This window comes from Bordetella sputigena (genome assembly GCF_965137885.1).
Lineage (GTDB): Bacteria > Pseudomonadota > Gammaproteobacteria > Burkholderiales > Burkholderiaceae_B > Bordetella_C > Bordetella_C sputigena.
On record NZ_CBCSCA010000002.1, the window covers coordinates 414,534 to 440,189 of the forward strand.

A 25,656-nucleotide genomic window follows, 5' to 3' on the forward strand; every position below is an offset into this window, starting at 1 on the left:
ACAACCGCCTGGCCGGCGCCCCGCCGTCGGCCTAGGCCGGCTGTCCGGCCAGGGCGGCGCCCTGGGCAGCGCCGCCCGCATCGCGCAACAGCACCGCCTGCGCCCAGCGCCGCGCCACCGCCGGCGACGTGGCGCAGGAAGCCATCCGCGACACTACCCGCACCGCCCGCTCCAGCAATTGGATATCAGCCTCGTGCTGCCGGGCCACGTGCGGGTCCTCGAAGAAAATCACTCGCTGGCACTGCCGCTCCAGCACCAGCTCGGCGATCTGCGCATCGCCTCCCAGCGGGCCGCTCAGGTGGCGGTGCGTCCACGGCTTATCCCTGGGCCAGCCGCGCGACCAGGCCAGATCGTTCAAGCGTCCTCCCGTGGTGCCGGTGGCGACGCGCCGCCTGAACCGTGACAGCACGTCGAAATGCTGATCGGCGAAGGCCACCATTTCGTCCTTCAGCGCATCGTGAGCCACCAGCGCCAGGGTCTGCGCCGAAAAATCAAACAAGTCCGCGGCCGCCGGGTCCGGGGCGAAGCCGGCGTGCAGGCGTTCCACCTCTATCCATTCGCGCGCCCCAGCCAGGGTGGAAATGAAGGGCTTGCCGTGCGTCACGCACTGGCGCTTCAGCGCCTGGGCCTCCGGAAATATCGACGAAGGGTCGACCGGGTCGATGAAATAGATCGCGCCGTCGAAAGGCACCGTACCATCGCGCCCTTCCGTCACGCGCGCCACCAGCTTCATGAGCCCGCCCTCGCGGCCGTAGGGATAACGTATCAGGCCGGCGTAGCCCTGCAGCATGCCTTCGCGCGAGATCGCGTCATGGGTGCGGCCCACGGTATAGAGATGCATGCCCATTTCGCGGATGCTGGCCGAACAGGCACGCAACCAGTCGAACAGCACGGCGTCCGGCGTCTCGTGGTGAAGCCGGTTCGCGGCCAGGCCGAAGTGCAGGATGGGAGCGGTCATGGGATGACGGGAGCAGTGAAGACGTACGAAGGCCGGATGAAAACGGGGCAGCTACGGATCATACCGCCGCCGCCCCGCATTATCGTGACGCCTGTCCTTCAGTCCTGCTCTTCGATCCAGGCCTGTTGGATGGCTTCCAGGATTTTCTCGCCGCAATGGCCCGGATCGTCATTGAATTCCGGCAGCGCCATGACCATGTCGCGCAGCGCCGTGAAACGCACCTGATTGGGATCGACGTCCGGATGCGCGTCGGCCAGCGCCGCGGCGATATCGTAAACATCGGTCCACTTCATCAGTGGTTCTCCTTGGCGTGATTGATGCTGTACCGCGGAATTTCCACGGTCAAGTCCTGATCGGTGATTTTGGCCTGGCAGGACAGGCGCGAGGTGGACGTCAGCCCCCAGGCCTTGTCCAGCAGGTCTTCTTCCATGTCGCTGGCTTCGTCCAGCGATTGGTAGCCCTGGCGAACGATGACGTGACAGGTCGTGCAGGCGCAGGACAGCTCGCAGGCGTGTTCGATTTCGACGTCGTGATCCAGCAGGACGCGACAGATCGAAACGCCGCTGGGCGCGTCCTCGATGACTTTGCCTTCGGGACAGACATCGGGATGCGGCAATACGGTCAATTTCGGCATGATGGGATCAAAAAAGTATCTTGATGGATGGCGGCCCGTCGCCAGAGCGCGGCGGGCCGCCATCCATCAGGTCAATTCATCCAGTTTGCGGCCCGACAGCGCCTTGCGGATACTGCGATCCATGCGGCGCGCCGCGAACGATTCGGTTGCTTCGGACAACGCGCTTACCGCGGCGCGCACCTGCTCCAGGTCCTCGCCCTCGCGCACGGCGTCCGCGTGCGCCAAGGCTTCGTCCACCCGGGCGCGCTCCTGCTCGTCCAGCAGATCGCCATCGACCGCCAGCGCCGCGCGCACCGATTCGACCAGCTGGCGCGCCTCGACCTGCTGCTCGCGCAGCATCCGCGCGCGCGCATCGGCATCCGCCTGATCGATGCTGTCGGCCAGCATGCGGGTGATGTCGTCATCGGACAGCCCGTACGAGGGCTTCACCGTCACGGAGGCCTCCACGCCGGTGCTCTGCTCGCGCGCGGTCACGCCCAACAGCCCGTCCGCATCGACCTGGAAGGTCACGCGGATACGCGCCGCGCCCGCCACCATGGGCGGGATACCGCGCAATTCGAAACGGGCCAGCGAGCGGCAGGCGGACACCAGTTCCCGTTCGCCCTGCACCACATGGATGCTCATGGCGCCCTGGCCGTCCTTGAAAGTCGTGAATTCCTGGGCGCGCGCAACCGGAATGGTGCTGTTGCGGGGGATGATGCGCTCGACCAATCCGCCCATGGTCTCCAGGCCCAGCGACAGCGGAATGACGTCCAGCAGCAGCCAGTCTTCGCCCGCCATGCGGTTGCCCGCCAGCAGGTTCGCTTGCAAGGCAGCGCCCAGGGCGACCACCTGGTCGGGATCCAGATCCGTCAGCGGCGGCTGGCCGAACAGCTCGCCGACGGCACGGCGGACCACCGGCGTACGCGTGGCGCCGCCCACCATCACCACGCCACGCACGTCCGCCGGTTTCAGGTCGGCATCGCGCAAGGCGCGGCGGGCGCAATCCAGCGTACGCTCGATCAGTGGCGCGGCCATGGTTTCGAACTGTTCGCGGGTAAGCGGCACATCGACCGCGGTGCCGTCCTGCAGCTGGAAGCTCACCAGGGTTTCGTCCGCGTCGGACAGCCGCTCCCGCGCCGCCCGCGCGGCCACCAGCAGCGCGCGGCGATCATGGCGCGACCAGCGATCCGAGCCGGCGACCACGCCCGCCACGCGCCGCGCGATCAAGGCGTCGAAATCATCGCCGCCCAGCGCGGTATCGCCACCCGTGGCCACGACTTCGAACACGCCCTTGGTCAGGCGCAGAATGGATACGTCGAACGTACCGCCACCCAGATCGTAGACGGCGTAGACCCCTTCGGCGGCGTTTTCCAGCCCATAGGCAATGGCGGCGGCGGTCGGCTCGTTCAGCAGACGCAGCACGTTCAGCCCGGCCAGCCGGGCCGCATCCCGCGTCGCCTGCCGCTGCGCATCGTCGAAGTAGGCGGGCACCGTGATGACGGCGCCTACCAGCTCATCGCCCAGCGCCGCCTCGGCGCGACTGCGCAGCCGCGCCAGAATATGGGAAGACACCTCCACAGGGCTGAGATCGCCCTGCGCGGTACGCAGCCGCACCATGCCCGGCGCGTCCACGAAATCATAAGCACCGCCCGATGCGCGCGCCTCGTCGGCGGTGCGGCCCATGAAGCGCTTGACCGACACGATGGTGTTGCTGGGGTCCTCGGCCTGGGCCTCCAGCGCCTCATGGCCCACCACCGGCTCGCGATCGGGGAAATAACGTACCGCCGACGGCAACAGCGCGCGGCCGGACTCGTCGAGCAAGACCTCCGGCACGCTGCTGCGCACCGTCGCCACCAGCGAATTGGTCGTACCCAGGTCTATCCCCACCGCCAGCTTGCGTTGATGCGGCGCGGGCGATTCACCCGGTTCTGAAATCTGCAGTAAAGCCATGGTTGGGTTCTATGGGGTTGATGGGTTGCGACGCGACCACCGCCGACGGCGGCGATTGTAGGCGGAGCAGGCCTGCCGGCGCGACGCGCGATCGGTGGCCTAGTCGGCGACCTGCGCGAGTTCCTGGCTTATCTTGCGCACGAACATCCACTCGCGAACCTTGATCGCGGCCGCGGCGGCATCGTTTTGCTGGTCCAGCAACCGGCCGACTTGCTGCCGCAGATCCGTCTCCGCGCCACGCAGCTCGGTGTCCAGCGCGACGGCCGCCGGGCCTGCGCCGCCCTGCTCGCGCACCTCATCCAGCATCTCGCGCCAAGCCATCTGCTGCATCAGGAAATCCGGGTCCATAGCCGTATTACTTTCCGTCTGCAGGTCCACCCCTGCCCGCTCACAGAGATAGCGGGCCCGCAACAAAGGATCGCGCAATTGCCGGTAGGCTTCGTTGGCGCGCGCCGACCATTGCATGGCGACACGGCGTTCCGCGGGCGACGCGGTCGCATAGCGATCCGGGTGCACGCGCGCGGCGACCTCGCGCCATGCCCGCTCCAGTTGCGCGGTATCGATGTCGAAACGCGCCGGCAACCCGAACAGCGAGAAATGATCGTCCACGGCCGCGGAATTCACACCGTGAAAGACTCGCCGCAGCCGCAGGTCGCCTTTTCGTTCGGATTGTGAAACTTGAACCCTTCGTTCAGCCCTTCACGCGCGTAGTCGAGTTCCGTGCCGTCGATATACGAAAGGCTCTTGGGGTCGACGAACACCTTCACGCCATGGCTCTCGAATACCTGGTCCGCCGCGTCCGGCTCGTCGACGTATTCCAGCTTATAGGCCATGCCGGAACAGCCGGTGGTCCTGACGCCCAGGCGTAAGCCCACCCCTTTGCCGCGGCGCTGCAGATAACGGCTGATGTGGTTTGCCGCTTGGGGGGTCAGAGTGATGGCCATATCAGCTCCGCGCGTGCTTCTCTTTGTAGTCCTTGACGGCTGCCTTGATGGCGTCTTCCGCCAGGATGGAACAGTGAATCTTTACCGGGGGCAGCGCCAGTTCTTCGGCAATCTGGGTATTGCGGATGCTCATTGCCTCGTCCAGGGTCTTGCCCTTGACCCATTCGGTCACCAGCGAGCTGGACGCGATGGCCGAACCACAGCCGTACGTCTTGAAGCGCGCGTCTTCGATCACGCCGCTGGCGTTGACCTTGATCTGCAGCTTCATCACGTCGCCACAGGCGGGCGCGCCCACCATCCCGGTACCCACGGAATCGTCGCCTTTCTCGAAAGAACCGACGTTGCGCGGGTTTTCGTAGTGATCCAGAACCTTTTCGCTATATGCCATGATGTTTCTCCCCTTCGCCAGGCGAAGGCAACTCGTATTGGTTCGCGCCGGACGACCGGCGCCGGACTATCCTTGCTATCAGTGCGCGGCCCACTGCACGCTGTTCAGATCCACGCCTTCCTTCGCCATTTCCCACAGCGGCGACATATCGCGCAGCTTGCCGACACGCTTCTTCAGCAGGTCGACGGTAAAGTCGATTTCCTGTTCGGTCGTGAAACGGCCGATCGTGAAGCGGATGGAGCTGTGGGCCAGTTCATCATTGCGGCCCAGCGCGCGCAGTACATACGACGGCTCCAGGCTGGCGGAGGTACAGGCCGACCCGCTCGAAACCGCCAATTCCTTCACGGCCATGATCAAGGACTCGCCCTCGACATAGTTGAAGCTGACATTCAGGTTGTGGGGCACGCGGCGATCCATATCGCCGTTCAGGTAGACCTCTTCGATCTCCGACAGGCCGGCCCACAGACGATCACGCAGCATGCGGATACGCTCGTTCTCGGTACCCATTTCTTCCCGCGCCAGGCGGAACGCCTCGCCCATGCCGACGATCTGGTGCGTGGGCAGCGTGCCGGACCGGAAACCACGTTCGTGACCGCCGCCATGCATCTGCGCTTCAATGCGCACACGAGGCTTGCGCCGCACGTACAAAGCGCCGATACCCTTGGGACCGTAGGTCTTGTGCGCCGAGAAAGACATCAGATCGACCTTCAGCTTTTGCAGGTCGATTTCCACCTTGCCGGTCGCCTGAGCGGCGTCGACGTGGAAAATGATGTTCCGCTCGCGGCAGATTTCACCCAGGGTTTCAATGTCCTGGATGACGCCGATTTCGTTGTTCACCATCATCACCGACACCAGGGCGGTATCCGGCCGCAGCGCCGCCTTGAATACGTCGAGGTCGATCAAACCGTTTTCCATCACGTCCAGGTACGTGACTTCGAAGCCTTGGCGTTCGAGCTCACGCGTCGTGTCCAGGACGGCCTTGTGTTCGGTCTTGACCGTGATGATGTGCTTGCCGCGTTCTTTATAGAAGTTCGCCGCGCCCTTGATGGCCAGGTTGTCGGACTCCGTGGCACCGGAAGTCCAGATGATTTCGCGGGGATCCGCGTTGACCAGCTTGGCCACTTCTTCACGCGCGCGTTCCACCGCGTCTTCCGCTTCCCAGCCGATGGAATGGCTGCGGGACGCGGGGTTGCCGAAGTTTTCGTACAGCCACGGCACCATTTTGTCCACCACGCGCGGATCGACGGGCGTCGTGGCGGAATAGTCTAGGTAAATGGGACGGGTAGTCATGTCGTACAGCTCCTGGTTTTCTTATACGGTGGCGGACGCGCCGGGCTGCGCCGCGGCATTGCCGGAACACGCGGCGGCAACGCCAGCCCCATTCGTCATGCGGTTGACACGCACCGTACCGTTCTGCGCCTGATTGCTGGCTTCCTGCAACTGACGCACGCGCTGTTGATCCACCAGATCCTGCAGCGAAACGGAATCCAGGTAATCCACCATCTTGCGATTCAAAGTGGCCCAGAGTTCGTGCGTCATGCACTTGCCCGACTTGCCGTCCTTGCCGCTGGTACAGTCCTGCTTGCCGCCACAGCTGGTGGCGTCCAACGGTTCATCCACGGCGAAAATAATGTCCGCAACCGTGACGTTGCGCGCCAGGCGCGCCAGCGAGTAACCGCCACCCGGGCCGCGCACGCTGTCCACGAGCTCGTGGCGGCGCAGCTTGCCGAATAGCTGTTCGAGATAAGAAAGGGAAATGTTTTGGCGCTGGCTGATGGCCGCCAGCGTGACCGGGCCGCTATGCTGACGCATGGCAAGATCGATCATGGCGGTCACGGCGAAACGTCCTTTGGTAGTCAGCCGCATATCAAGGTTTCCTGTATAGCCAGAGGCCCGGCTTGGCCGGGGGCGCAATACCTGAGTAATTGCCTCAAGTATAGCCTATTCCCGACTAATTTGCTATGAAACCCTGCCGCCGATAGGGATGAGCAGCCCCACGGCTTGATGAGGCATCGGCGCCCGCGAATGCAAAACCGCACGCGGAAATCGCGTGCGGTCTACTTGCTTCTTTCCGGGAGGGCGCCGGGACGCGAGTCTGGGCGCCGGAACTGCACTCCGGCACTGAACGCGCCATCGAATGCAGACACCTGATACAGAAACCCGGCCCAGAAACCCGAAGCCGATGCCTAAGGACTACGCCGCCTGGTATTGCGTCGCGCGCTTGCGGACCAGCTCCAGCACGCCCTGACAGGCGTCTTCCAGATAATCGAGCACCTTGCCGAAACCTTCCGGGCCGCCATAGTACGGATCTGGCACCGTGGCTTCTTCGAATTCGTTGGCAAAGCGCATCAGCAGCATTAACTTGTGCTGGTACGCCTTGGGGCACTGCTGCTGCAGAGCCGACAGGTTTTCCCAATCCATCGCCAGGATCAGATCGAATTCACGGAAATCGTCGGGCGTGACCTGACGCGCCTCGCAATGCGTGATCTCGTAGCCGCGCTTGCGGGCGGCGGCTTGGGCCCGGGCATCCGGCGCTTCACCAATATGGAAAGCATGCGTACCGGCGGAATCTATCCGCACGACATCGCCCAGCCCGGCATCATTGACCAGCCGGCGGAACACGCCTTCCGCGCTCGGCGAGCGACAGATGTTGCCCATGCAAACGAAAAGTACCTTGGTCATCATGCTTAATAGTCTGCGGGAAAACCCGCAATTAGGCAAGCTTTTTTTCCGCGAAAACCGCTCCCGCCGCGACAATTGAAGGACCGTAAAAACCGAGGCGAATTAGGGAGTTATAGAGCAAAGCTAATAAACCTATTGATATTCCCTAAAGCGGTATTCGAGGCGAATTCAATGCTCTTCGACGCCGCTTTGCAACACGTAAAGATGTCGCCCCCATTTCCGTGGTATGACAGCGGCACGACGAGCCGTGGCGCCGCGGCGCCGTCCCTTTTTTTCGATTTCAGCCCTACGCGGCGCCTCGCGATTTTCAGCGGGCGCCGTCCAGCAGGACTCTTTCCTTCAGCGCGTTCAAAGCATCCCGAGCCGCCGCGGCCTGTTCGAACTCCAGATTGCGCGCGTGATCCATCATCAGTTTTTCCAGCCGGCGGATTTCCCGCGCCAGCGCCTTCTCGTCCGTCAGCAGCTCGGCGGGCAGCGCGTCTTCGATAGTGGGATGCTGGACCGGCGCGACCACGCCATCGATGAGCTCCCTGACCGCCTTCTGTACGCCTCTGGCGGTGATCCCGTGCTCCCGGTTGAAATCCTCCTGCTTTTTGCGCCGCCGCTCCGTTTCGCCGATGGCGCGATGCATGGAGTCCGTCACCCGGTCGGCGTAAAGGATGGCCATGCCATTGAGGTTACGCGCCGCCCGACCGATGGTCTGGATAAGACTGCGCTCGGACCGCAGGAAGCCTTCTTTGTCGGCGTCCAGAATCGCGACCAGCGAAACTTCCGGTATATCCAGGCCTTCCCGCAGCAGGTTGATGCCGACCAGCACGTCGAAGGTGCCGAGACGCAGGTCGCGGATGATTTCGACGCGTTCGACCGTATCGATGTCCGAATGCAGATAGCGCACCCGCACCCCGTGTTCGGCCAGGAAGTCGGTCAGGTCTTCGGCCATACGCTTGGTCAGCGTGGTCACCAGAACCCGTTCCGATTGCGCCACGCGCAGCTTGATTTCGCCCAGCAAATCGTCCACCTGGGTGCGCGCGGGACGCACCTCCACGATAGGATCCACCAATCCGGTGGGCCGCACGACCTGCTCGACAACATTATCGGCATGCTGCTGTTCGTAGGCCGACGGCGTGGCGGACACGAACACGCATTGGCGCATGCGGGCCTCGAATTCCTGCAGTTGCAAGGGGCGGTTATCCAGGGCCGACGGCAGGCGAAAGCCATACTGCACCAGAGTTTCCTTGCGCGCGCGGTCGCCGCGATACATCCCGCCCAATTGCCCGATCGTCACGTGGCTTTCATCGATGAACATCAGCGCATCGGCGGGCAGATAATCGATCAGCGTGGGCGGCGGCTCGCCCGGCGCGGCGCCGGATAAATGGCGGGAATAGTTTTCGATACCTTTGCAGAAACCCAGTTCCTGCAGCATTTCCAGATCGAAGCGGGTACGCTGTTCCAAACGCTGGGCTTCCACCAGCTTGCTTTGCGATGTGAAGAACTGCAGGCGGTCACGCAACTCTTCCTTGATGGTCTCGATCGCGCGCAGCACGGTATCGCGCGGCGTGACGTAGTGAGAGCCGGGATAGACAGTGAACCGCGGGACTTTCTGCCGCACCTTGCCGGTCAGGGGATCGAATAACTCCAGCGTTTCGACCTCGTCGTCGAACAACGTCAGCCGCAAGGCCAGCTCCGCGCTTTCCGCCGGGAAAATATCGATGGTTTCGCCACGCACGCGAAACGCCCCGCGGGTGAAGTCCGCATCGTTGCGCGTGTACTGCATGGCCACCAGGCGCGCCAGGATCTCGCGCCGCGAAATGCGATCGCCCGTCCGCAGGATGAGCACCATGGCGTGATAATCGCCGGGATTACCGATACCGTAGATACACGACACCGTGCCGACGATAACCGTATCGCGACGCTCCAGCAGGCTTTTGGTCGCCGACAATCGCATCTGTTCGATGTGCTCGTTAATCGACGAGTCTTTCTCGATAAACAAATCGCGCGTCGGCACGTAGGCCTCGGGCTGATAATAGTCGTAGTACGAAACGAAATACTCGATGGCGTTCTTGGGAAAGAACTCGCGCATTTCCGCATATAGCTGCGCGGCCAGGGTCTTGTTCGGCGCAAGCACCAGCGCCGGCCGTCCCAGGCGCGCGATGACGTTGGCCATCGTGTAGGTCTTGCCCGAGCCGGTAACGCCCAGCAGCGTCTGGTACATCAGCCCATCCCGCACGCCGTCCACCAACGCGTTGATGGCGCCGGGCTGGTCGCCCGCCGGCGGATAGGGTTGATAGAGCTGGAAAGGACTATCCGGAAATTCGACGAATCCAGTTTCGGTCATGCTAGACTGTCTCAGGGTAAACCCCCCATTATCCGCCGCATATCCGGCTGCGTCCACCTACCCTTTTGCGTAACTTGCGATCCGATGAGCACCCTTTTCCAGAACGTCGAATTGGCCCCGCGCGACCCCATTCTCGGGCTGAATGAGCAATACAACGCCGATACCCGGCCGGGCAAGGTCAATCTGGGCGTGGGGGTGTACTACGACGACAACGGGCGCATTCCGCTCCTGGCCGCGGTCCGCAAAGCCGAAATCGCCCGCATCGAGGCCGCCGCCGCGCGCGGCTATCTGCCTATCGAAGGCATCGCGGCCTACAACAAGGGCGCCCAGGCCCTGCTGCTGGGCGCCGACTCCCCCCTCTCGGCCGAAGGTCGCGTGCTGACCACGCAAGCGCTGGGCGGCACGGGTGCGCTCAAGATCGGGGCGGATTTCCTGCGCCAGCTGCTGCCGCAATCCAAGGTGTATATCAGCGATCCCAGCTGGGAGAACCACCGCGCGCTGTTCGAACGTGCCGGCTTCCAGGTCGAAACCTATCCCTACTACGACGCCGCCACGCATGGGCTGAATTTCGAAGGCATGCTCGCCGGCTTGAAATCCATGCCGGCCGGCAGCGTGGTCGTACTGCATGCCTGCTGCCATAACCCCACCGGCGTGGATCCAACCGCCGAACAATGGCAGCAGATCGCCAATGTGGTCAAGGAACGCGATTTGGTGCCCTTCCTGGACATCGCCTACCAGGGCTTCGGCGCCGGCCTGCACGAAGACGCCGCCGTCGTGCGCCTGTTCGCCGGCATGGGCATGACGGTGTTCATCAGTTCCTCTTTTTCCAAGTCCTTCTCGCTGTACGGCGAGCGCGTCGGCGCCCTGACGGTGATCGCCGGCAGCAAGGACGAAGCCACGCGCGTGCTCAGCCAGCTCAAGCGCGTCATCCGTACCAACTATTCGAATCCGCCCACGCATGGCGGCACGGTCGTATCGACGGTGCTGAACACGCCGGAACTGTTCGCCTTATGGGAACAGGAACTGACCGGCATGCGCGAGCGTATCCGTCTGATGCGCCGCCAACTGGTCGACAAGATCAAGGAGTATGGTGCCCAGCAGAACTTCGATTTCGTCCTGCAGCAGCGCGGCATGTTCTCCTACTCCGGCCTGACCTCGGCCCAGGTGGATCGGCTGCGCGAAGAACACGGTATTTATGCCGTCTCCAGCGGACGGATCTGCGTTGCAGCGCTGAACAGCCAGAATATCGATGCCGTGGCCAAGGGTATCGCGCAGGTGCTGAAAGGCTAAGCCGATCATCCCGGTACGTCTGGGCACGCGCGCTTGGGGCTCCTTCGGGAGCCCCAATCTTTTTTGCGGGATATTCGGCCGCGAGTGCTCGCCCACCCCCTTGCGTTTTGGAGCTACGTCCCCCAAAATTCGATCCTGTATATCCATACAGGGAACAGGATCGCCCAATGGCCAGCAAACTTACCGAACGGCAACAGCAGATACTCGACCTTATACGCCAAGCGGTCGCGAGCACGGGATTCCCGCCCACCCGCGCTGAAATTGCGGCAGCGCTCGGATTCCGTTCGCCCAACGCAGCGGAAGACCATCTGAAGGCGCTGGCGCGCAAAGGCGCCATCGAACTGACCGCCGGCGCCTCCCGCGGCATACGGTTGAAAGAAACGCGGGCCGAAAACAGCCAGGCCATGCTCCCCATCCCATCGCTGGCGCAGCTCATGTTGCCGCTCGTCGGCCGCGTCGCGGCGGGCAGCCCCATCCTGGCCGCCGAACACGTCGAACGCGATGTCGGCGTCGATCCCGGCCTATTCGCCCAGCGGCCGGATTACCTGCTCAAGGTCCGCGGCATGAGCATGCGCGACATAGGCATCCTGGACGGCGATCTCCTGGCAGTCAAAAAAGCCAGCGACGCGCGCGACGGCCAGATCGTGGTGGCTCGCATCGATGAAGACGTCACCGTCAAGCGCTTGCACCGCCAAGGCGGCCGCATCGAACTCCTCCCGGAAAATCCGGAATTCGAGCCCATTCTGGTGCGGCCCGGACAGGAATTCGCGCTGGAGGGCATCGCGGTGGGTTTGATCCGCACCCAGGCGCTGCAATAAGGCTCCAGCGGGCGGCGGCCAGCCGGCGACAGGTGCTTGCCAGACAGCCAAACGAAAAGGCCTGGAGCTCGCGCTCCAGGCCTTTTTGCCAGGCTTGTGACTACGACCGCGTTTAGTGCTTGATAACCGGATCGGCCGATTCGGAGGAAGCCGCCGTCGGGGTCACCATCGGCTTGTCCTTCGCGTCCTCTTCCGAGATCGGGTCAGGCATACGCTCCAGTGCCCGCTCCAAGACCTTGTCGATCCAACGTACCGGCACAACTTCCAGCTGGTTCTTGACGTTGTCGGGGATTTCCGCCAGATCCTTGACGTTTTCCTCGGGAATCAACACGGTCTTGATGCCACCACGGTGCGCGGCCAGCAACTTTTCCTTCAAGCCACCGATCGCCAGTACTTCACCACGCAGCGTGATTTCGCCCGTCATCGCGACGTCCGCCCGCACCGGAATACCGGACAGCGCGGACACCATGGCGGTGGTGATCGCGATACCCGCGGACGGACCGTCCTTGGGCGTCGCGCCTTCGGGCACGTGCACGTGCATGTCGCGTTTTTCGAAGACGCTATCGGCGAATCCCAACCGACGCGCCCGCGAACGCACGACCGTGCGCGCCGCTTCGACCGATTCCTTCATCACGTCGCCCAGCGAACCGGTGCGCTGGATAGCGCCCTTGCCCGGCATGTCGGCGACTTCGATGGTCAGCAGATCGCCGCCCACTTCGGTCCAGGCCAAGCCGGTCACCTGCCCCACCTGGTTTTCCTTTTCCGCCATACCGAAGTTGTAGCGGCGTACGCCCAGGTATTCGTTCAGGTTCTCCGACGTCACCGCGATGACGCTGGCGGTGCCATTGGTGTCCGCGGCGGGCTTGCCTTCGCGCTCGGTCAACAATTGCTTGACGACCTTGCGGCATACCTTGCCGATCTCGCGCTCCAGCGCCCGCACACCGGCTTCGCGCGTGTAGTACCGCACGATGTCGCGCAAGGCGGATTCGTCTATCGACAGCTCCGTTTCCTTCAGGCCGTTGTTCTTCAACAGCTTAGGAATCAGGTGATCGCTGGCGATGTGCACCTTTTCGTCTTCCGTGTAGCCGGACAGGCGAATGACTTCCATCCGGTCCAACAGGGCCGGCGGAATATTCAGCGTGTTGCTGGTCGCGACGAACATCACGTCCGACAGGTCGAAGTCGACTTCGACGTAGTGATCCTGGAACGTGTGGTTCTGCTCGGGATCCAGCACCTCCAGCAGCGCCGACGAGGGATCGCCACGGAAGTCCATGCCCAGCTTGTCGATTTCGTCCAGCAGGAACAGGGGGTTGCGCACACCTACCTTGCTCATGTTCTGCAGGATCTTGCCCGGCATGGAGCCGATATACGTGCGACGGTGACCGCGGATCTCGGCCTCGTCCCGCACGCCGCCCAGCGCCATCCGCACGAACTTGCGATTGGTTGCCTTGGCGATCGACTGCCCCAGCGAGGTCTTGCCCACGCCGGGAGGACCGACCAGGCACAGGATGGGCGCCTTGACCTTATCGACGCGCTGCTGCACGGCAAGATATTCGAGGATGCGTTCCTTGACCTTTTCGAGACCATAGTGGTCATCGTCCAGGACCGTTTCGGCATTGCCTATGGAATTGTTGACCTTGCTCTTCTTGCGCCACGGCAGATTGATCAAGGTATCGATGTAGTTGCGCACCACCGTCGCTTCGGCGGACATGGGCGACATCAGCTTGAGCTTCTTCAGCTCGGCATCGGCCTTTTTGCGCGCTTCCTTGGGCATATGCGCCGCGACGATCTTCTTTTCCAGCTCTTCGATGTCGGCGCCTTCTTCGCCCTCACCCAGCTCCTTCTGGATGGCCTTTACCTGCTCATTCAGGTAATAGTCGCGCTGGCTCTTCTCCATCTGCTTTTTCACACGGCCGCGGATCCGCTTTTCGACCTGCAGGATGTCGATTTCGGTTTCCAGCTGCGTGAGCAGACCTTCCAGGCGTTCGGCCGTGCCGAAGATCTCCAGCATCTTCTGCTTTTGCTCGAGCTTCAGCGGCAAATGGGCGGCGATGGTATCGGCAAGCCGACCGGCATCGTCGATGCCCGCCAGGGACGTAAGGATCTCCGGCGGGATCTTCTTGTTGAGCTTTACGTACTGCTCGAACTGGGCCACGATGGCCCGGCGCAGGGCTTCCGTCTCGGAACCCTGGATGGGGTCGAGCTGGATGGGCACGACTTCGCAGGTAAAGTGCGATTCGACGTCATCCACCCGCGTGATGCGGGCGCGCTGCGCCCCTTCGACCAATACCTTCACGGTGCCGTCGGGCAGCTTCAGCATTTGCAGGATGCCCGCCACGCAGCCGATCTCATAAACATCCTCGGGCGACGGATCATCCTTGCCGGCGGATTTCTGCGCGACCAGCATGATGCTTTTACCGGCCTCCATCGCGACCTCGAGGGCGCGTATGGAGCGGGGGCGTCCGACAAAGAGCGGGATGACCATGTGCGGGAACACCACGACGTCGCGCAGCGGCAGCAACGGCAGGTCGATGGGTTCGGAAGGCAGGGTCTGAGTGCCAGACATAAAGAATTCCTTGGGATGATCAACGTAACGGCGATGCGGCGGAGTCAGTCAGCAATCCCGTCTATCGTCAGTTACGTCTGATATGGGAACAATAGCCGAAAAATCAAGTTTCCGGCCGGCGACCGCAAAAACGGTAAAAACCCGCCACGCCGGACGGGTCTTTCCGATTACGCGGCGGCGTCCCTGACCTCGCCCCGTTCCGGCTTGGATGCCTGGGCAGCATCGTCCGCATAGATGAGCAAAGGCTGACCGTCGCCTTCGATTACGTTGTCTTCGAGTACGACACGGCTGACATTGCCCAGCGAAGGCAGTTCGTACATCGTGTCCAGCAAGGCGGATTCCAGGATGGAACGCAAACCACGCGCCCCCGTCTTGCGCTTGAGCGCCTTGCGGGCGATGGCGCGCAAGGCGGCCGGACGCACGTCGAGCTCCGCCCCTTCCATCGCGAACAGCTTCTGGAATTGCTTTACCAAGGCATTCTTGGGTTCGGTAAGGATCTGGACCAGCGCGGCTTCATCTAGCTCATCCAGCGTCGCGACCACGGGCAGGCGGCCCACCAATTCCGGGATCAAGCCGAACTTGATCAGGTCTTCGGGCTCCGCTTCGCTGAACAGCTCGCCTACACCGCGTTCGGACTTGGCTCGTACCGACGCCGAGAATCCGATGCCCGATTTTTCCGTACGATCGCGGATGACCTTTTCCAAGCCATCGAAGGCGCCGCCGACGATGAACAGGATATTCGTTGTATCCACCTGGACAAAGTCCTGGTTGGGATGCTTGCGGCCGCCTTGCGGCGGCACCGACGCCACCGTACCCTCGATCAGTTTGAGCAGCGCCTGCTGCACCCCTTCCCCGGATACGTCGCGGGTGATGGACGGGTTATCGGATTTGCGCGAAATCTTGTCGATTTCGTCGATATAAATAATCGCGCGCTGCGCCTTTTCAACTTCGTAGTTGCAGTTCTGCAGCAGCTTCTGGATGATGTTTTCGACGTCCTCGCCGACATACCCCGCTTCGGTCAGCGTGGTGGCATCGGCCATGACGAAGGGCACGTTCAACATGCGCGCCAGGGTCTGGGCCAGCAGCGTCTTGCCGGAACCGGTCGGCCCCACGAGCAGAATGTTGCTCTTGGACAGCTCGACCTCATCGCCCTTGAGTTCGCCGTGGCGGATGCGCTTGTAGTGGTTGTACACAGCGACCGCGAGCGTGCGCTTGGGCGTGTCCTGGCCTATGACGTACTGATCCAGGAATTTTTTGATTTCAGTCGGGGTAGGCAGTTCCGAGCGAATAGCGGCGCGCGCCGTCGCCTGCGCTTCTTCCCGAATGATATCGTTGCAAAGATCGATGCATTCGTCGCAGATGAACACGGAAGGCCCCGCGATCAATTTGCGGACTTCGTGCTGGCTCTTGTTGCAGAAAGAGCAATGCAGCACCTTCGCGTCTGCCGATCCCTTTTTTTCAGGCATATATATCTCTGGTGACGATGGATGCCGCGCCTGCGCGCGCCACCCATCCTACGCTGGCTCGAAATAGCGGCGGTTCGGAACCAGGCCCGCGGACGCCTTAGCGATCCTCGGAGCGCGAGGCCAGGACCTTGTCCACCAAGCCATACGATACAGCATCTTCCGCGGACATGAAGTTGTCCCGCTCGGTGTCCAGGGCGATGCGTTCGACGGGCTGGCCGGTGTTCTCCGCCAGGATAAGATTCAGGCGCTCGCGCAGGTCAAGGATTTCGCGAGCCTGGATCTGGATGTCGCTGGCCTGCCCCTGGGCGCCACCCGACGGCTGGTGGATCATGATCCGGGAGTTGGGCAGGGAGTAGCGCTTGCCCTTCTTGCCCGCCGCCAGCAGGAATGCGCCCATGCTGGCCGCCAGACCGGTGCACAGCGTGGACACATCGGGCTTCACGAAATTCATCGTGTCGTAGATGGCCATGCCGGCATACACCGAACCACCGGGCGAGTTGATATAGAACGAAATGTCCTTGTCCGGATTTTCCGACTCCAGGAACAACAATTGGGCAACCACGAGATTGGCCGAATTGTCGTTCACCGGTCCGACCAGGAACACCACCCGCTCGCGCAACAACCTGGAATAAATGTCGTAGGCACGCTCGCCGCGTCCGGACTGCTCGATCACCATGGGGATATACCCCAGGGCGGTCGGCGTCACGGACTCGCCGCCGTACATGGAGGCGTAGAAATCCGTAAATCTATTCATCAAGCCATCCCCATCAACTGGTCGAAAGGCACTTGCTCGTCCGTGACCTTGGCCTTGCCGAGCACATAGGAAACCACATTGTCTTCCACCACGAGCGCCTCGATTTCCGCGCGGCGCTGACGGTCGGAAAGATAATAGCTGACCACCTGGGCCGGCTCTTCGTAATTCTGGGCGAACTCTTCGATGCGCGCGCGGACCTGTTCGGGCTTCGCTTGCAGTTGCGCTTCCTTGACCAATTCGGACACCAGCAGGCCCAGACGCACGCGACGTTCGGATTCGGTGCTGAAGGCTTCCGGCGGAATCGGTACCGAATCGGCGTTCGGCAAGCCGCGCTGCTTCAGTTCTTCGCGGGCAGCGGCGACACGGCTGCTGACATCGCTATCGACCAATGCCGCGGGCACATCGAACTTGGCGGCTTCGGCCAGCGCGTCCATGACACTGTTCTTGGTGCGCACCAGCAGGCGCGTCTTGGCTTCGCGCTCGACATTCTTGCGGATGTCGGCCTTCAGCTTTTCGACATCGCCTTCGGCCTGGCCCAGCGATTTCGCGAATTCGCTATCCACGGCCGGCAGTACGGCTTCCGCCACTTCCTTGACCGTGATGGTGAATTCGGCGGTCTTGCCGGCGACTTCCTTGCCTTGGTAGTCCTCAGGGAAGCTCAGCGGAAACACCTTGGTTTCACCGGCCTTCATGCCCTGCGCCGCGGCTTCGAATTCGGGCAGCATGCGGCCCTGGCCCAACACGAAGGGGAAGTCTTCCGCCTTGCCGCCATCGAAAGGCACGCCGTCGATGGTGCCGGCAAAGTCCAGAGTGACGCGGTCGCCGTCCTGGGCGGCACGGCCTTCGCGCGCTTCGTAGCTGGCGCGCTGCTTGCGCAGGACGTCAATGGTCTGGTCGACTTCGGCGTCCGTCACGGGGGCGTCGTAGCGGGTGACCGACAGGCTGCTCAGGTCGGGCACGGCGACTTCGGGATAGACCTCGAAATTGGCGGTGAACACCAGCGCATCATCACCCGCGCCTTCGGTCTTCGGCTCGATGGACGGAGCGCCCGCTACGCGCAGCTTTGCGGAATCGATGGCCTGTTCGAATGCACGACCCACCTGCGTATTGATCACGTCATAGCGGATGCCGGGGCCGTGGCTGCGCTCCAGCATGGTCATGGGCACTTTGCCGGGACGGAAGCCGGGCACCTTCGCGGTGCGCGCGACGCGCTTCAACTGCGCCTGGACTTCTTTCTCGATGTCCGCGACGGACACGGACAGATCGACGCGGCGCTTCAGGCCGGAGAGGGTTTCAACCACAGGCTGCATTAGAAAAGACCTATTTTGCGAGTAAATGGAAGATGGACAATCAACCGGTCATTTTACCGGAAACTCGTTTGTGCCCTCCAAGCCGGTCCGCAAGGTGGGGGACAGATAAGTGTGGGCGTTAATCCGAGCGCCAACAAAGCGCCGCCGCGTGCCGGCATCGGCCGGAAAGCTTGATGTCAGCTTGATAAAATCCCTGGCCTCTTACCACCCTCGCACCACGCCTTCCCCTATGCAATCACGCGCCCCCGGCGATACCCGTCCCCGCCTAAGCACCATGGCGGCCCTGATCTTCAGTTCCCGGTGGCTGCAGCTGCCGTTGTATCTGGGCCTGATCGTGGCGCAAGGCGTCTATGTGCTGCTGTTCATCAAAGAGCTTTGGCACCTGGTCAGCCACGCCACCACCTTCGGCGAACAGCAGATCATGCTGATCGTCCTCGGTTTGATCGACGTGGTCATGATCTCCAACCTGCTGGTCATGGTGATCGTCGGCGGCTACGAGACCTTCGTCTCGCGCCTGCGGCTGGAAGGCCACCCGGATCAGCCGGAATGGCTAAGCCATGTGAACGCCAGCGTGCTGAAGGTGAAGCTGGCGATGGCGATCATCGGCATTTCGTCCATCCACCTGCTGCGTACGTTCATCGAAGCGGGTGGACTGGGCAAGCCCGACGTTACGTTCACGGAAAGCGGCGTGATGTGGCAGACCATCATCCACTGCGTCTTTATTCTTTCCGCCATCGGCATCGCCTACGTGGACCGGCTGCTGGTTCCGCCCCATGCCGGCGCCAAGGAGCGCGGCACGCACTGACCGCGCGACTGCCGCCGCGGCGCCACCGGTCGGAGGGCGCGGCGGACGAGACAACGGCGTGCCCTGGGGCACGCCGTTGTCATTCCATACCTGGTATTTACTTGAGAATCTGGATGTTCATGGCGGCGGGGCCTTTGGCGCCCTGGCCGACTTCATACGTGACGCGCTGGTTCTCCTGCAGCGTCTTGTAGCCCTCGGTGCGGATCTGCGAGAAGTGCACGAAAAGGTCCTTGCTGCCATCGTCGGGCACGATAAAACCGTATCCCTTTTCCGCGTTGAACCACTTGACAATGCCCGTTGCCATATTTGCACCACCTGTGCTGATGAATAGAAGAGATGCGCCAGATTATCAAGGATGGGAAATCGGCAACTACAGTACCTATGGCGTACCTATGACGGCGACAGAGAACTAAGACCGCGTCGCTTGAATATCTCGCCGATCGAGTGTAATCGGGATATTTTTACCGGGTCAACCGCGCCCACCCCCAAAATCAGCAATTGGCGCGAATGCATGGCCGGAACCGATTGGGGGAAACCGAATGGACGAAAACCGATGGGCGGAACCGCCCCGGGGGCGCCGGCGTTGGCTGCAACGCCGCCCCCGGATCGTGCATGGCGGAGAGTTCTGGTGCGAAGGAGGGGACTCGAACCCCTACACCTGTTACGGCGTCAGGACCTAAACCTGGTGCGTCTACCAATTTCGCCACCTTCGCAAGCGCAGCCCGGTATTGTAGCTTGCTTGTTAAAATCGCGCCCCATGAACCCCCGCCTCGACGCTTTACACCCTTATCCATTCGAAAAGCTGCGCCGCCTGATGGCCGACGCCGGCTCGCCTCCCAGCGGGCTGGCGCCGATCAATCTATCCATCGGCGAGCCCAAGCACGACACCCCCGCCCGGGTCGCCCAAGCCATGGCCCAGGCCCTACCCGGCGGTCTGGCCTCGTATCCGACCACCAAAGGCGAACCGCGGCTGCGCGAAGTCATCGCGCAATGGCTGGCCAAGCGCTACGGCATACCGGCGCCCGATCACGATACCCAGGTCCTGCCGGTGCTCGGCTCGCGCGAGGCGCTGTTTGCCTTCGCTCAAACCGTGATCGACCCGACGGGCGACGATATCGTTATCTGCCCCAACCCCTTCTACCAGATATACGAAGGCGCGGCGCTGCTGGCCGGCGCCCAGCCTTATTACGTCAACGCCGATCCCGCGCGCAATTTCAGCCCGGACTGGAGCCAGGTGCCGGCGAATGTATGGCGCAAGACGCGCATGGTCTACGTGTGCTCGCCGGGGAACCCGGCAGGCAATGTGATGTCCATGGAAGACTGGCGCGAAATTCTGGAACTGAGCGACCGCTACGGCTTCATCGTTGCCTCCGACGAGTGTTATTCCGAGATCTACCTGAACGAAACCCAGCCACCGTTGGGCGGCCTGCAGGCGGCACACGCCCTTGGACGCACGGATTTCCGCAATCTGATTGCGTTCTCCAGCTTGTCCAAGCGATCCAACGTGCCGGGCATGCGTTCGGGCTTCATTGCCGGAGACGCCGCGCTGGTAGCCCGCTTCCTGCTCTACCGTACCTACCACGGCAGCGCGATGAGTCCGGTGGTAGCGGCGGCCAGCATCGCGGCCTGGACCGATGAAACCCATGTGCGGGAAAATCGCCGGCTCTACCGCGAAAAGTTCGATGCGGTCGTGCCCATTCTGCAACGCGCCATGGACGTGACGCGGCCGGCGGCTTCGTTCTATCTATGGGTGGCCACGCCCAACCCGGACACCGATTTCGCCTGCGATCTGTATGCCCGCACGGGTGTGACGGTGCTGCCGGGCAGTTATCTGGCGCGCGACGCGCACGGCCGCAATCCCGGCGTGAATCGCGTCCGCATGGCGCTGGTCGCGCCCCTTACGCAATGCGTCGACGCCGCCGAGCGCATCGCCGATTTCGTCAAATCTTCCGTTTAACTCCACAACAGCCAAGAACCATGACTCTCGACCTTCAAACCACCATCGAACAAGCCTGGGAAGCCAGGGCATCCCTGACGCCGACCGATGCCAGCGCCGAAGTCCGCGAAGCGGTCGAACACACCATCGATGCACTGGATGCCGGACGCCTGCGGGTGGCGGACAAAGCGACGGGTGAATGGATCGTGCACCAGTGGATCAAGAAAGCGGTGCTGCTGTCGTTCCGTCTGCAAGACAATGCGGTCATGGGCCAGGCCCCGCTGCAGTTCTACGACAAGGTTCCCCTGAAGTTCTCCGAATACGGCAACGCCGCCTTCCAGCACGGCGGCTACCGCGTGGTGCCGCCCGCCGTGGCACGCCGCGGCGCCTTCATCGGCCGCAATGTGGTGCTGATGCCGTCGTACGTGAATCTGGGCGCCTATGTGGACGAAGGCACCATGGTGGACACCTGGGCCACGGTGGGATCGTGCGCCCAGATCGGCAAAAACGTCCACCTGTCCGGCGGCGTCGGCATCGGCGGCGTGCTGGAACCGCTGCAGGCCAACCCGACCATCATCGAAGACAACTGCTTCATCGGCGCGCGTTCCGAAATCGTCGAAGGCGTGATCGTCGAGGAAAACTCGGTGCTGTCCATGGGCGTCTATCTGTCGCAGAGCACCAAGATCTTCGACCGCGCCACGGGCAAGATCAGCTATGGACGCATTCCTTCGGGCTCGGTGGTCGTGCCCGGCTCGCTGCCGGCGGCCGACGGCTCGCATAGCCTGTATTGCGCCGTGATCGTCAAGCGCGTCGACGCGCAGACGCGCGCCAAGACCAGCATCAACGATCTGCTGAGGGCGTAATGGCCGCGACCGCCGTACTCGATCTGGTCAAGGACCTGATCGCCCGCCCTTCGGTCACGCCGGAAGACTTCGATTGCCAGCAGATGCTGGCCCAGCGGCTGGAGCGCATCGGCTTTCGCTGCGAGAGCATCGTGTGCAACGACGTGACGAATCTCTGGGCGCGGCGCGGCACCACCGGTCCGCTGGTGGTGTTCGCCGGGCACACCGACGTGGTGCCGCCCGGACCGCGCGAGAAATGGAACAGCGATCCTTTCCAGCCGGTCGAGCGCGACGGTTTCCTATATGGCCGCGGCGCGGCCGATATGAAAAGCTCCATCGCCGCCTTCGTGGTGGCGGTGGAGGAATTCGTGGCCGCGCATCCCGAGCATGGCGGCTCCATCGCCCTGCTGCTGACCTCCGACGAAGAGGGCCCATCGGTGGACGGCACGGTGCGGGTGTGCGAATGGCTGCAGCAGCGTGGCGAAACCCTGGATTACTGCATCGTCGGCGAGCCGACTTCGGTCGACCACCTGGGCGACATGTGCAAGAACGGCCGCCGCGGCTCGCTGTCGGGCCGGCTGACGGTCAAAGGCATTCAGGGCCATGTCGCCTATCCTCACCTGGCCCGCAATGCCGTGCATGTCGTCGCCCCTGCCCTGGCAGAACTCGTCTCCATCGAGTGGGACAAGGGCAATGAGTATTTCCCCCCTACCACCTTCCAGGTCTCGAATATGTCGGCAGGCACGGGCGCGACCAATATCGTGCCCGGTGAAGCCTTGCTGCTGTTCAACTTTCGCTTTTCAACCGCCAGTACGCCGGAAAGCCTGCAAGCCCGCGTAACCGCGGTGCTGGACAGGCACGGCGTCGATCATCACATCGACTGGCAATTGGGCGGCGAACCTTTCCTGACGCCCAGGGGCGCGCTCAGCACGGCGCTGACCGACGCCATACGCGCGGAAACCGGCCTGGAAACCGAACTGTCGACGACAGGTGGCACCTCCGATGGGCGCTTCCTGGCCAAGATCTGTCCGCAGGTCATCGAGTTCGGCCCGTGCAACGCTACCATCCATAAAGTCAATGAACGCGTCGAACTCGACTCGCTCGTCCCCCTGAAGAATATCTACCGGCGCACGGTCGAAAACCTGCTGCTGCCGGCGTAACGGATCCCATGCCCTCTTCCCATCGTTCCGAATTGCAGACCGTACGCGATCTGATCCGCTATGGCGTCTCGCGGCTGAATGCCGGGCAAGTCAGCTACGGCCATGGCAGCGACAATGCCTGGGACGAAGCCGTCTATCTGGTCCTGCACACGCTGCACCTTCCGCTCGACACGCTGGAGCCTTTCCTGGACGCCCGCGTCCTGCCGGACGAGCGTGAGCAGGTGCTGGCCTTGCTGGACAAGCGCGTGGCCGAGCGCCTGCCCGCGCCTTACCTGACCAACGAAGCGTGGCTGCGCGGACGTCGCTTCTACGTGGACAAGCGCGTTATCGTGCCGCGGTCGCCGATCGCCGAACTGCTGGACGACAGCCTGTCGCCCTGGGTCGAGGACCCTGAAGCCGTGGAGTATGTGCTGGACATGTGCACGGGCTCCGGGTGCCTGGCTGTCCTGTCCGCGCTGGCCTTCCCTTTCGCCCACGTCGATGGCGTCGACATTTCCGCCAGTGCGCTGGAAGTGGCCATGCACAACGTCGGCGCGTATAACCTGCACGACCGCATCTCCCTGCATTGCAGCGATCTGTTCCAGAAACTGCCGGCACGCCAGTACGACGTGATCATCTGTAATCCGCCCTATGTGAACGCGGACTCCATGGACGCGCTGCCGCAGGAATACCTGCACGAACCGCATATGGCGCTGGCGGGCGGCCACGACGGCATGGACCTGATCAAGCGCATCATCGATGAAGCGCCGGCGCACATGGCGCCCAAGGGCATTCTGGTCCTGGAAATCGGCCACGAGCGCGCGAATTTCGAAGCGGCATTCCCGCATCTGGATCCGGTGTGGCTGGATTCGTCGGAGGCCTCCGACCAGATCCTGCTGTTGACCCGTGAGCAGTTGGCGCCGTGATACGTGGATCCGGAATCACCCTGCGCCGTGGGACGAAGGTCCTGCTGGACGGCGCGGACTTCGTCGTCAATCCTGGGGAACGCGTCGGCATCGTGGGCAAGAACGGCGCCGGCAAGTCCACGCTGTTCGCCCTGCTGACCGGCAATCTGGACCTCGACGCCGGTAGCCTGACCATGCCGCCGGATTGGCGCATTGCGAGCGTGCAACAGGAATTGCATGCCGACGATCGCCCCGCACGAGAATTCGTCATTGACGGCGATGTACCCTTGCGTACCTTGCAAGCCAGGCGCGCGGCCTTGGGCGACCACCAGGGTACCGAAATCGCCGAAACCGAAGCCGCGCTGATCGAAGCCGGCGCGTGGAGCGCGCCATCGCGCGCCGAGCAGTTGCTCGCGGGCCTGGGCTTCAAACCGGCCGAGTGGATGCAGCCGGTCGCCAGCTTCTCGGGCGGCTGGCGCATGCGGCTGGCGTTGGCGCGCGCGCTGATGGCGCCGTCGGACCTGCTGTTGCTGGACGAGCCGACCAACCACCTGGACCTGGACGCCATGCTATGGCTGGAAAAGTGGCTGGCGGCGTATCCGGGCACGGTATTGCTGATTTCGCACGATACCGAATTCCTGGACGCGGCGGCCAAGGCCATCCTGCATTTCGACCACGGCAAACTCGTGCGCTATCGCGGCGGGTATCAGGACTTCCTGGAACAGCGCGCGGAACGCCTGCGCCAGACGCGCATCGCCCACGAAAGACAAACCAGGGAGGCCGCGCGCCTTCAGGGCTTTATCGACCGCTTCAAGGCCAAGGCATCCAAGGCCAAGCAGGCCCAGAGCCGCGTCAAGGCGCTGGCGCGCATGCAAACGCTGGCACCGCTGCACGCGGAGGCCGGCATCGATATCCGCATTCCTTCGCCGGACCATATGCCGGATCCGCTGTTGATCCTGGAAAAGCTGTGCGCCGGCTATACCGACGCCAATGGCGACCCGGTCGATATCCTGCGCGACGTGACGTTGATGGTGCGCGCCGGCAGCCGCGTGGGGATACTGGGCGCCAACGGCGCGGGCAAGAGTACGCTGGTCAAGACCATCGCCGAAACCCTGCCTGTACGGTCCGGCGAGCGTCGCGCCTCGCGCGGCTTGTCCATCGGCTACTTCGCCCAGCATCAGCTCGATATGCTGGACCTGAACGCCACGCCGCTATTGCACCTGGCGCGCATCGCGCCGGATGCGCGCGAGCAGGAGCTGCGCAATTACCTGGGCGGGTTCGGTTTCTCCGGCGACGCGGTCACGGGGCCGGTGGGCCCGATGTCGGGGGGAGAGAAAGCGCGCTTGGCCCTGTCCCTCATCGTCTGGCAAAAGCCCAACCTGCTGCTGCTGGACGAACCCAGCAACCACCTGGACGTCGAAACGCGCGAAGCGCTTGCCGCCGCGCTGGCGGAGTTCGCGGGCAGCATGCTGCTGGTGTCGCACGACCGGCATCTGCTGCGCACCACCGTGGACAGTTTCTGGATCGTCGCCGACGGTACGGTACGCGAGTTCGACGGCGACCTGGAAGACTACCGGGACTGGCTGGCGGCGCGCGGCGCGCAGGAGAAAGCAGAGGCCGCGCGGGCGTCCACGGACATCGCGGCGCCGGCGGACCGCAAGCAACAGCGACGGCTGGAGGCGGAACAACGCCAGCGTATTGCAACGGCGCGCAAGCCGCTGGAAGCCAGGCTGGGCAAGGTGGACACGGAGATGGCCAAGGTGCGCACACGGTTGGACGCCCTGGACGCTTTGATCGCCGATGCGGATCTGTATTCCGACGCCCGCCGTAGCGAACGCCAGAAGGTCATGAGCGAACATGGCGAACTGGCGAAGCGGATGGACGAGCTGGAAGAGCAATGGCTGGAACTGCAGGAGGCCATTGAGGCGGTGGAGAAGGCCGGCTGAGCGCGG

24 protein-coding genes and 1 tRNA gene are annotated in these 25,656 nt (G+C 63.0%); 8 read left to right on the top strand and 17 right to left on the bottom strand.

Annotation, left to right across the window (positions count from 1 at the left end; genetic code table 11):
- Positions 1 to 31 precede the first annotated feature (31 nt).
- From ACNA0R_RS05045 to uvrB, 11 genes are all read right to left on the bottom strand, one after another.
- Positions 32 to 958 (bottom strand): methylglyoxal synthase, encoded by a 927-nt coding sequence (locus ACNA0R_RS05045; protein ID WP_415824848.1) that lies wholly within the window; start codon positions 956 to 958, stop codon positions 32 to 34.
- Positions 959 to 1,056: 98 nt separating this feature from the next.
- A complete protein-coding gene (gene iscX / locus ACNA0R_RS05050) occupies positions 1,057 to 1,251 on the bottom strand; it encodes a Fe-S cluster assembly protein IscX (RefSeq protein ID WP_415824849.1) in 195 nt (64 codons plus the stop codon).
- Positions 1,251 to 1,592, bottom strand: coding sequence for an ISC system 2Fe-2S type ferredoxin (gene fdx, locus ACNA0R_RS05055; protein ID WP_415824850.1), 342 nt, complete (start codon positions 1,590 to 1,592; stop codon positions 1,251 to 1,253). Before fdx ends, iscX begins: the two co-directional genes overlap by 1 nt.
- 66 nt (positions 1,593 to 1,658) lie before the next feature.
- A complete protein-coding gene (hscA, locus tag ACNA0R_RS05060) occupies positions 1,659 to 3,524 on the bottom strand; it encodes a Fe-S protein assembly chaperone HscA (RefSeq protein ID WP_415824851.1) in 1,866 nt (621 codons plus the stop codon).
- Positions 3,525 to 3,623: 99 nt separating this feature from the next.
- Positions 3,624 to 4,148: a Fe-S protein assembly co-chaperone HscB gene (hscB, locus tag ACNA0R_RS05065; protein ID WP_415824852.1), complete on the bottom strand. Its 525-nt coding sequence runs from the start codon at positions 4,146 to 4,148 to the stop codon at positions 3,624 to 3,626.
- Positions 4,145 to 4,468, bottom strand: coding sequence for an iron-sulfur cluster assembly protein IscA (iscA, locus tag ACNA0R_RS05070; RefSeq protein ID WP_415824853.1), 324 nt, complete (start codon positions 4,466 to 4,468; stop codon positions 4,145 to 4,147). Before iscA ends, hscB begins: the two co-directional genes overlap by 4 nt.
- Position 4,469: 1 nt before the next feature.
- Positions 4,470 to 4,856 carry a Fe-S cluster assembly scaffold IscU gene (iscU, locus tag ACNA0R_RS05075; RefSeq protein ID WP_415824854.1) on the bottom strand — a complete coding sequence of 129 codons (387 nt, stop codon included), beginning with the start codon at positions 4,854 to 4,856 and terminating at the stop codon, positions 4,470 to 4,472.
- A gap of 78 nt (positions 4,857 to 4,934) precedes the next feature.
- Positions 4,935 to 6,146 (bottom strand): IscS subfamily cysteine desulfurase, encoded by a 1,212-nt coding sequence (locus ACNA0R_RS05080; RefSeq protein ID WP_415824855.1) that lies wholly within the window; start codon positions 6,144 to 6,146, stop codon positions 4,935 to 4,937.
- A 21-nt stretch (positions 6,147 to 6,167) separates the two neighbouring features.
- On the bottom strand, positions 6,168 to 6,722 hold the full coding sequence (gene iscR / locus ACNA0R_RS05085) for a Fe-S cluster assembly transcriptional regulator IscR (protein ID WP_415824856.1): 555 nt from the start codon (positions 6,720 to 6,722) through the stop codon (positions 6,168 to 6,170).
- A 327-nt stretch (positions 6,723 to 7,049) separates the two neighbouring features.
- On the bottom strand, positions 7,050 to 7,541 hold the full coding sequence (locus ACNA0R_RS05090) for a low molecular weight protein-tyrosine-phosphatase (protein ID WP_066351875.1): 492 nt from the start codon (positions 7,539 to 7,541) through the stop codon (positions 7,050 to 7,052).
- A gap of 304 nt (positions 7,542 to 7,845) precedes the next feature.
- Positions 7,846 to 9,873 (bottom strand): excinuclease ABC subunit UvrB, encoded by a 2,028-nt coding sequence (gene uvrB / locus ACNA0R_RS05095; protein WP_415824857.1) that lies wholly within the window; start codon positions 9,871 to 9,873, stop codon positions 7,846 to 7,848.
- 84 nt (positions 9,874 to 9,957) lie between these two features.
- On the opposite strand from uvrB, the gene ACNA0R_RS05100 reads away from it, so the two are divergent.
- Positions 9,958 to 11,163: an amino acid aminotransferase gene (locus ACNA0R_RS05100; protein ID WP_415824858.1), complete on the top strand. Its 1,206-nt coding sequence runs from the start codon at positions 9,958 to 9,960 to the stop codon at positions 11,161 to 11,163.
- A gap of 167 nt (positions 11,164 to 11,330) precedes the next feature.
- Positions 11,331 to 11,981: a transcriptional repressor LexA gene (lexA, locus tag ACNA0R_RS05105; RefSeq protein WP_415824859.1), complete on the top strand. Its 651-nt coding sequence runs from the start codon at positions 11,331 to 11,333 to the stop codon at positions 11,979 to 11,981.
- Between the two features lie 112 nt (positions 11,982 to 12,093).
- Here lexA and lon read toward each other — a convergent pair whose 3' ends face one another.
- The 4 genes from lon to tig all read right to left on the bottom strand — a co-directional run bounded on the left by lon (position 12,094) and on the right by tig (position 18,077).
- Positions 12,094 to 14,547 (bottom strand): endopeptidase La, encoded by a 2,454-nt coding sequence (gene lon, locus ACNA0R_RS05110; protein WP_415824860.1) that lies wholly within the window; start codon positions 14,545 to 14,547, stop codon positions 12,094 to 12,096.
- 167 nt (positions 14,548 to 14,714) lie between these two features.
- Positions 14,715 to 16,013: an ATP-dependent Clp protease ATP-binding subunit ClpX gene (gene clpX, locus ACNA0R_RS05115; protein ID WP_415824861.1), complete on the bottom strand. Its 1,299-nt coding sequence runs from the start codon at positions 16,011 to 16,013 to the stop codon at positions 14,715 to 14,717.
- Positions 16,014 to 16,110: 97 nt separating this feature from the next.
- A complete protein-coding gene (clpP, locus tag ACNA0R_RS05120) occupies positions 16,111 to 16,767 on the bottom strand; it encodes an ATP-dependent Clp endopeptidase proteolytic subunit ClpP (RefSeq protein WP_415824862.1) in 657 nt (218 codons plus the stop codon).
- Complete coding sequence (gene tig / locus ACNA0R_RS05125) at positions 16,767 to 18,077, bottom strand: trigger factor (protein ID WP_415824863.1); 1,311 nt, start codon at positions 18,075 to 18,077, stop codon at positions 16,767 to 16,769. The genes clpP and tig overlap by 1 nt, the downstream gene beginning before the upstream one ends.
- 229 nt (positions 18,078 to 18,306) lie before the next feature.
- On the opposite strand from tig, the gene ACNA0R_RS05130 reads away from it, so the two are divergent.
- Entirely contained in the window at positions 18,307 to 18,882 is a 576-nt protein-coding gene (locus ACNA0R_RS05130) for a TIGR00645 family protein (protein ID WP_415824864.1), read from the top strand.
- Between the two features lie 97 nt (positions 18,883 to 18,979).
- On the opposite strand, the gene ACNA0R_RS05135 is transcribed toward ACNA0R_RS05130, so the two are convergent.
- Together ACNA0R_RS05135 and ACNA0R_RS05140 are read right to left on the bottom strand one after the other, a co-directional pair.
- The gene (locus ACNA0R_RS05135) at positions 18,980 to 19,186 is read right to left on the bottom strand and encodes a cold-shock protein (RefSeq protein ID WP_086065757.1); all 207 of its coding nucleotides are present in this window, start codon (positions 19,184 to 19,186) and stop codon (positions 18,980 to 18,982) included.
- A 322-nt stretch (positions 19,187 to 19,508) separates the two neighbouring features.
- Positions 19,509 to 19,595: transfer RNA gene (locus tag ACNA0R_RS05140), tRNA-Leu, on the bottom strand.
- 44 nt (positions 19,596 to 19,639) lie between these two features.
- On the opposite strand from ACNA0R_RS05140, the gene dapC reads away from it, so the two are divergent.
- The 5 genes from dapC to ACNA0R_RS05165 are packed head-to-tail and all read left to right on the top strand — an operon-like array spanning position 19,640 to position 25,650.
- Positions 19,640 to 20,839, top strand: a complete 1,200-nt coding sequence (gene dapC, locus ACNA0R_RS05145; RefSeq protein ID WP_415824865.1) for a succinyldiaminopimelate transaminase — start codon at positions 19,640 to 19,642, stop codon at positions 20,837 to 20,839.
- Positions 20,840 to 20,859: 20 nt separating this feature from the next.
- Positions 20,860 to 21,681: a 2,3,4,5-tetrahydropyridine-2,6-dicarboxylate N-succinyltransferase gene (dapD, locus tag ACNA0R_RS05150; RefSeq protein ID WP_415824866.1), complete on the top strand. Its 822-nt coding sequence runs from the start codon at positions 20,860 to 20,862 to the stop codon at positions 21,679 to 21,681.
- Positions 21,681 to 22,820: a succinyl-diaminopimelate desuccinylase gene (gene dapE / locus ACNA0R_RS05155; protein ID WP_415824867.1), complete on the top strand. Its 1,140-nt coding sequence runs from the start codon at positions 21,681 to 21,683 to the stop codon at positions 22,818 to 22,820. Before dapD ends, dapE begins: the two co-directional genes overlap by 1 nt.
- An 8-nt stretch (positions 22,821 to 22,828) precedes the next feature.
- On the top strand, positions 22,829 to 23,725 hold the full coding sequence (prmB, locus tag ACNA0R_RS05160; protein ID WP_415824868.1) for a 50S ribosomal protein L3 N(5)-glutamine methyltransferase: 897 nt from the start codon (positions 22,829 to 22,831) through the stop codon (positions 23,723 to 23,725).
- Complete coding sequence (locus tag ACNA0R_RS05165; protein WP_415824869.1) at positions 23,722 to 25,650, top strand: ABC-F family ATP-binding cassette domain-containing protein; 1,929 nt, start codon at positions 23,722 to 23,724, stop codon at positions 25,648 to 25,650. The genes prmB and ACNA0R_RS05165 overlap by 4 nt, the downstream gene beginning before the upstream one ends.
- Positions 25,651 to 25,656: the final 6 nt, after the last annotated feature.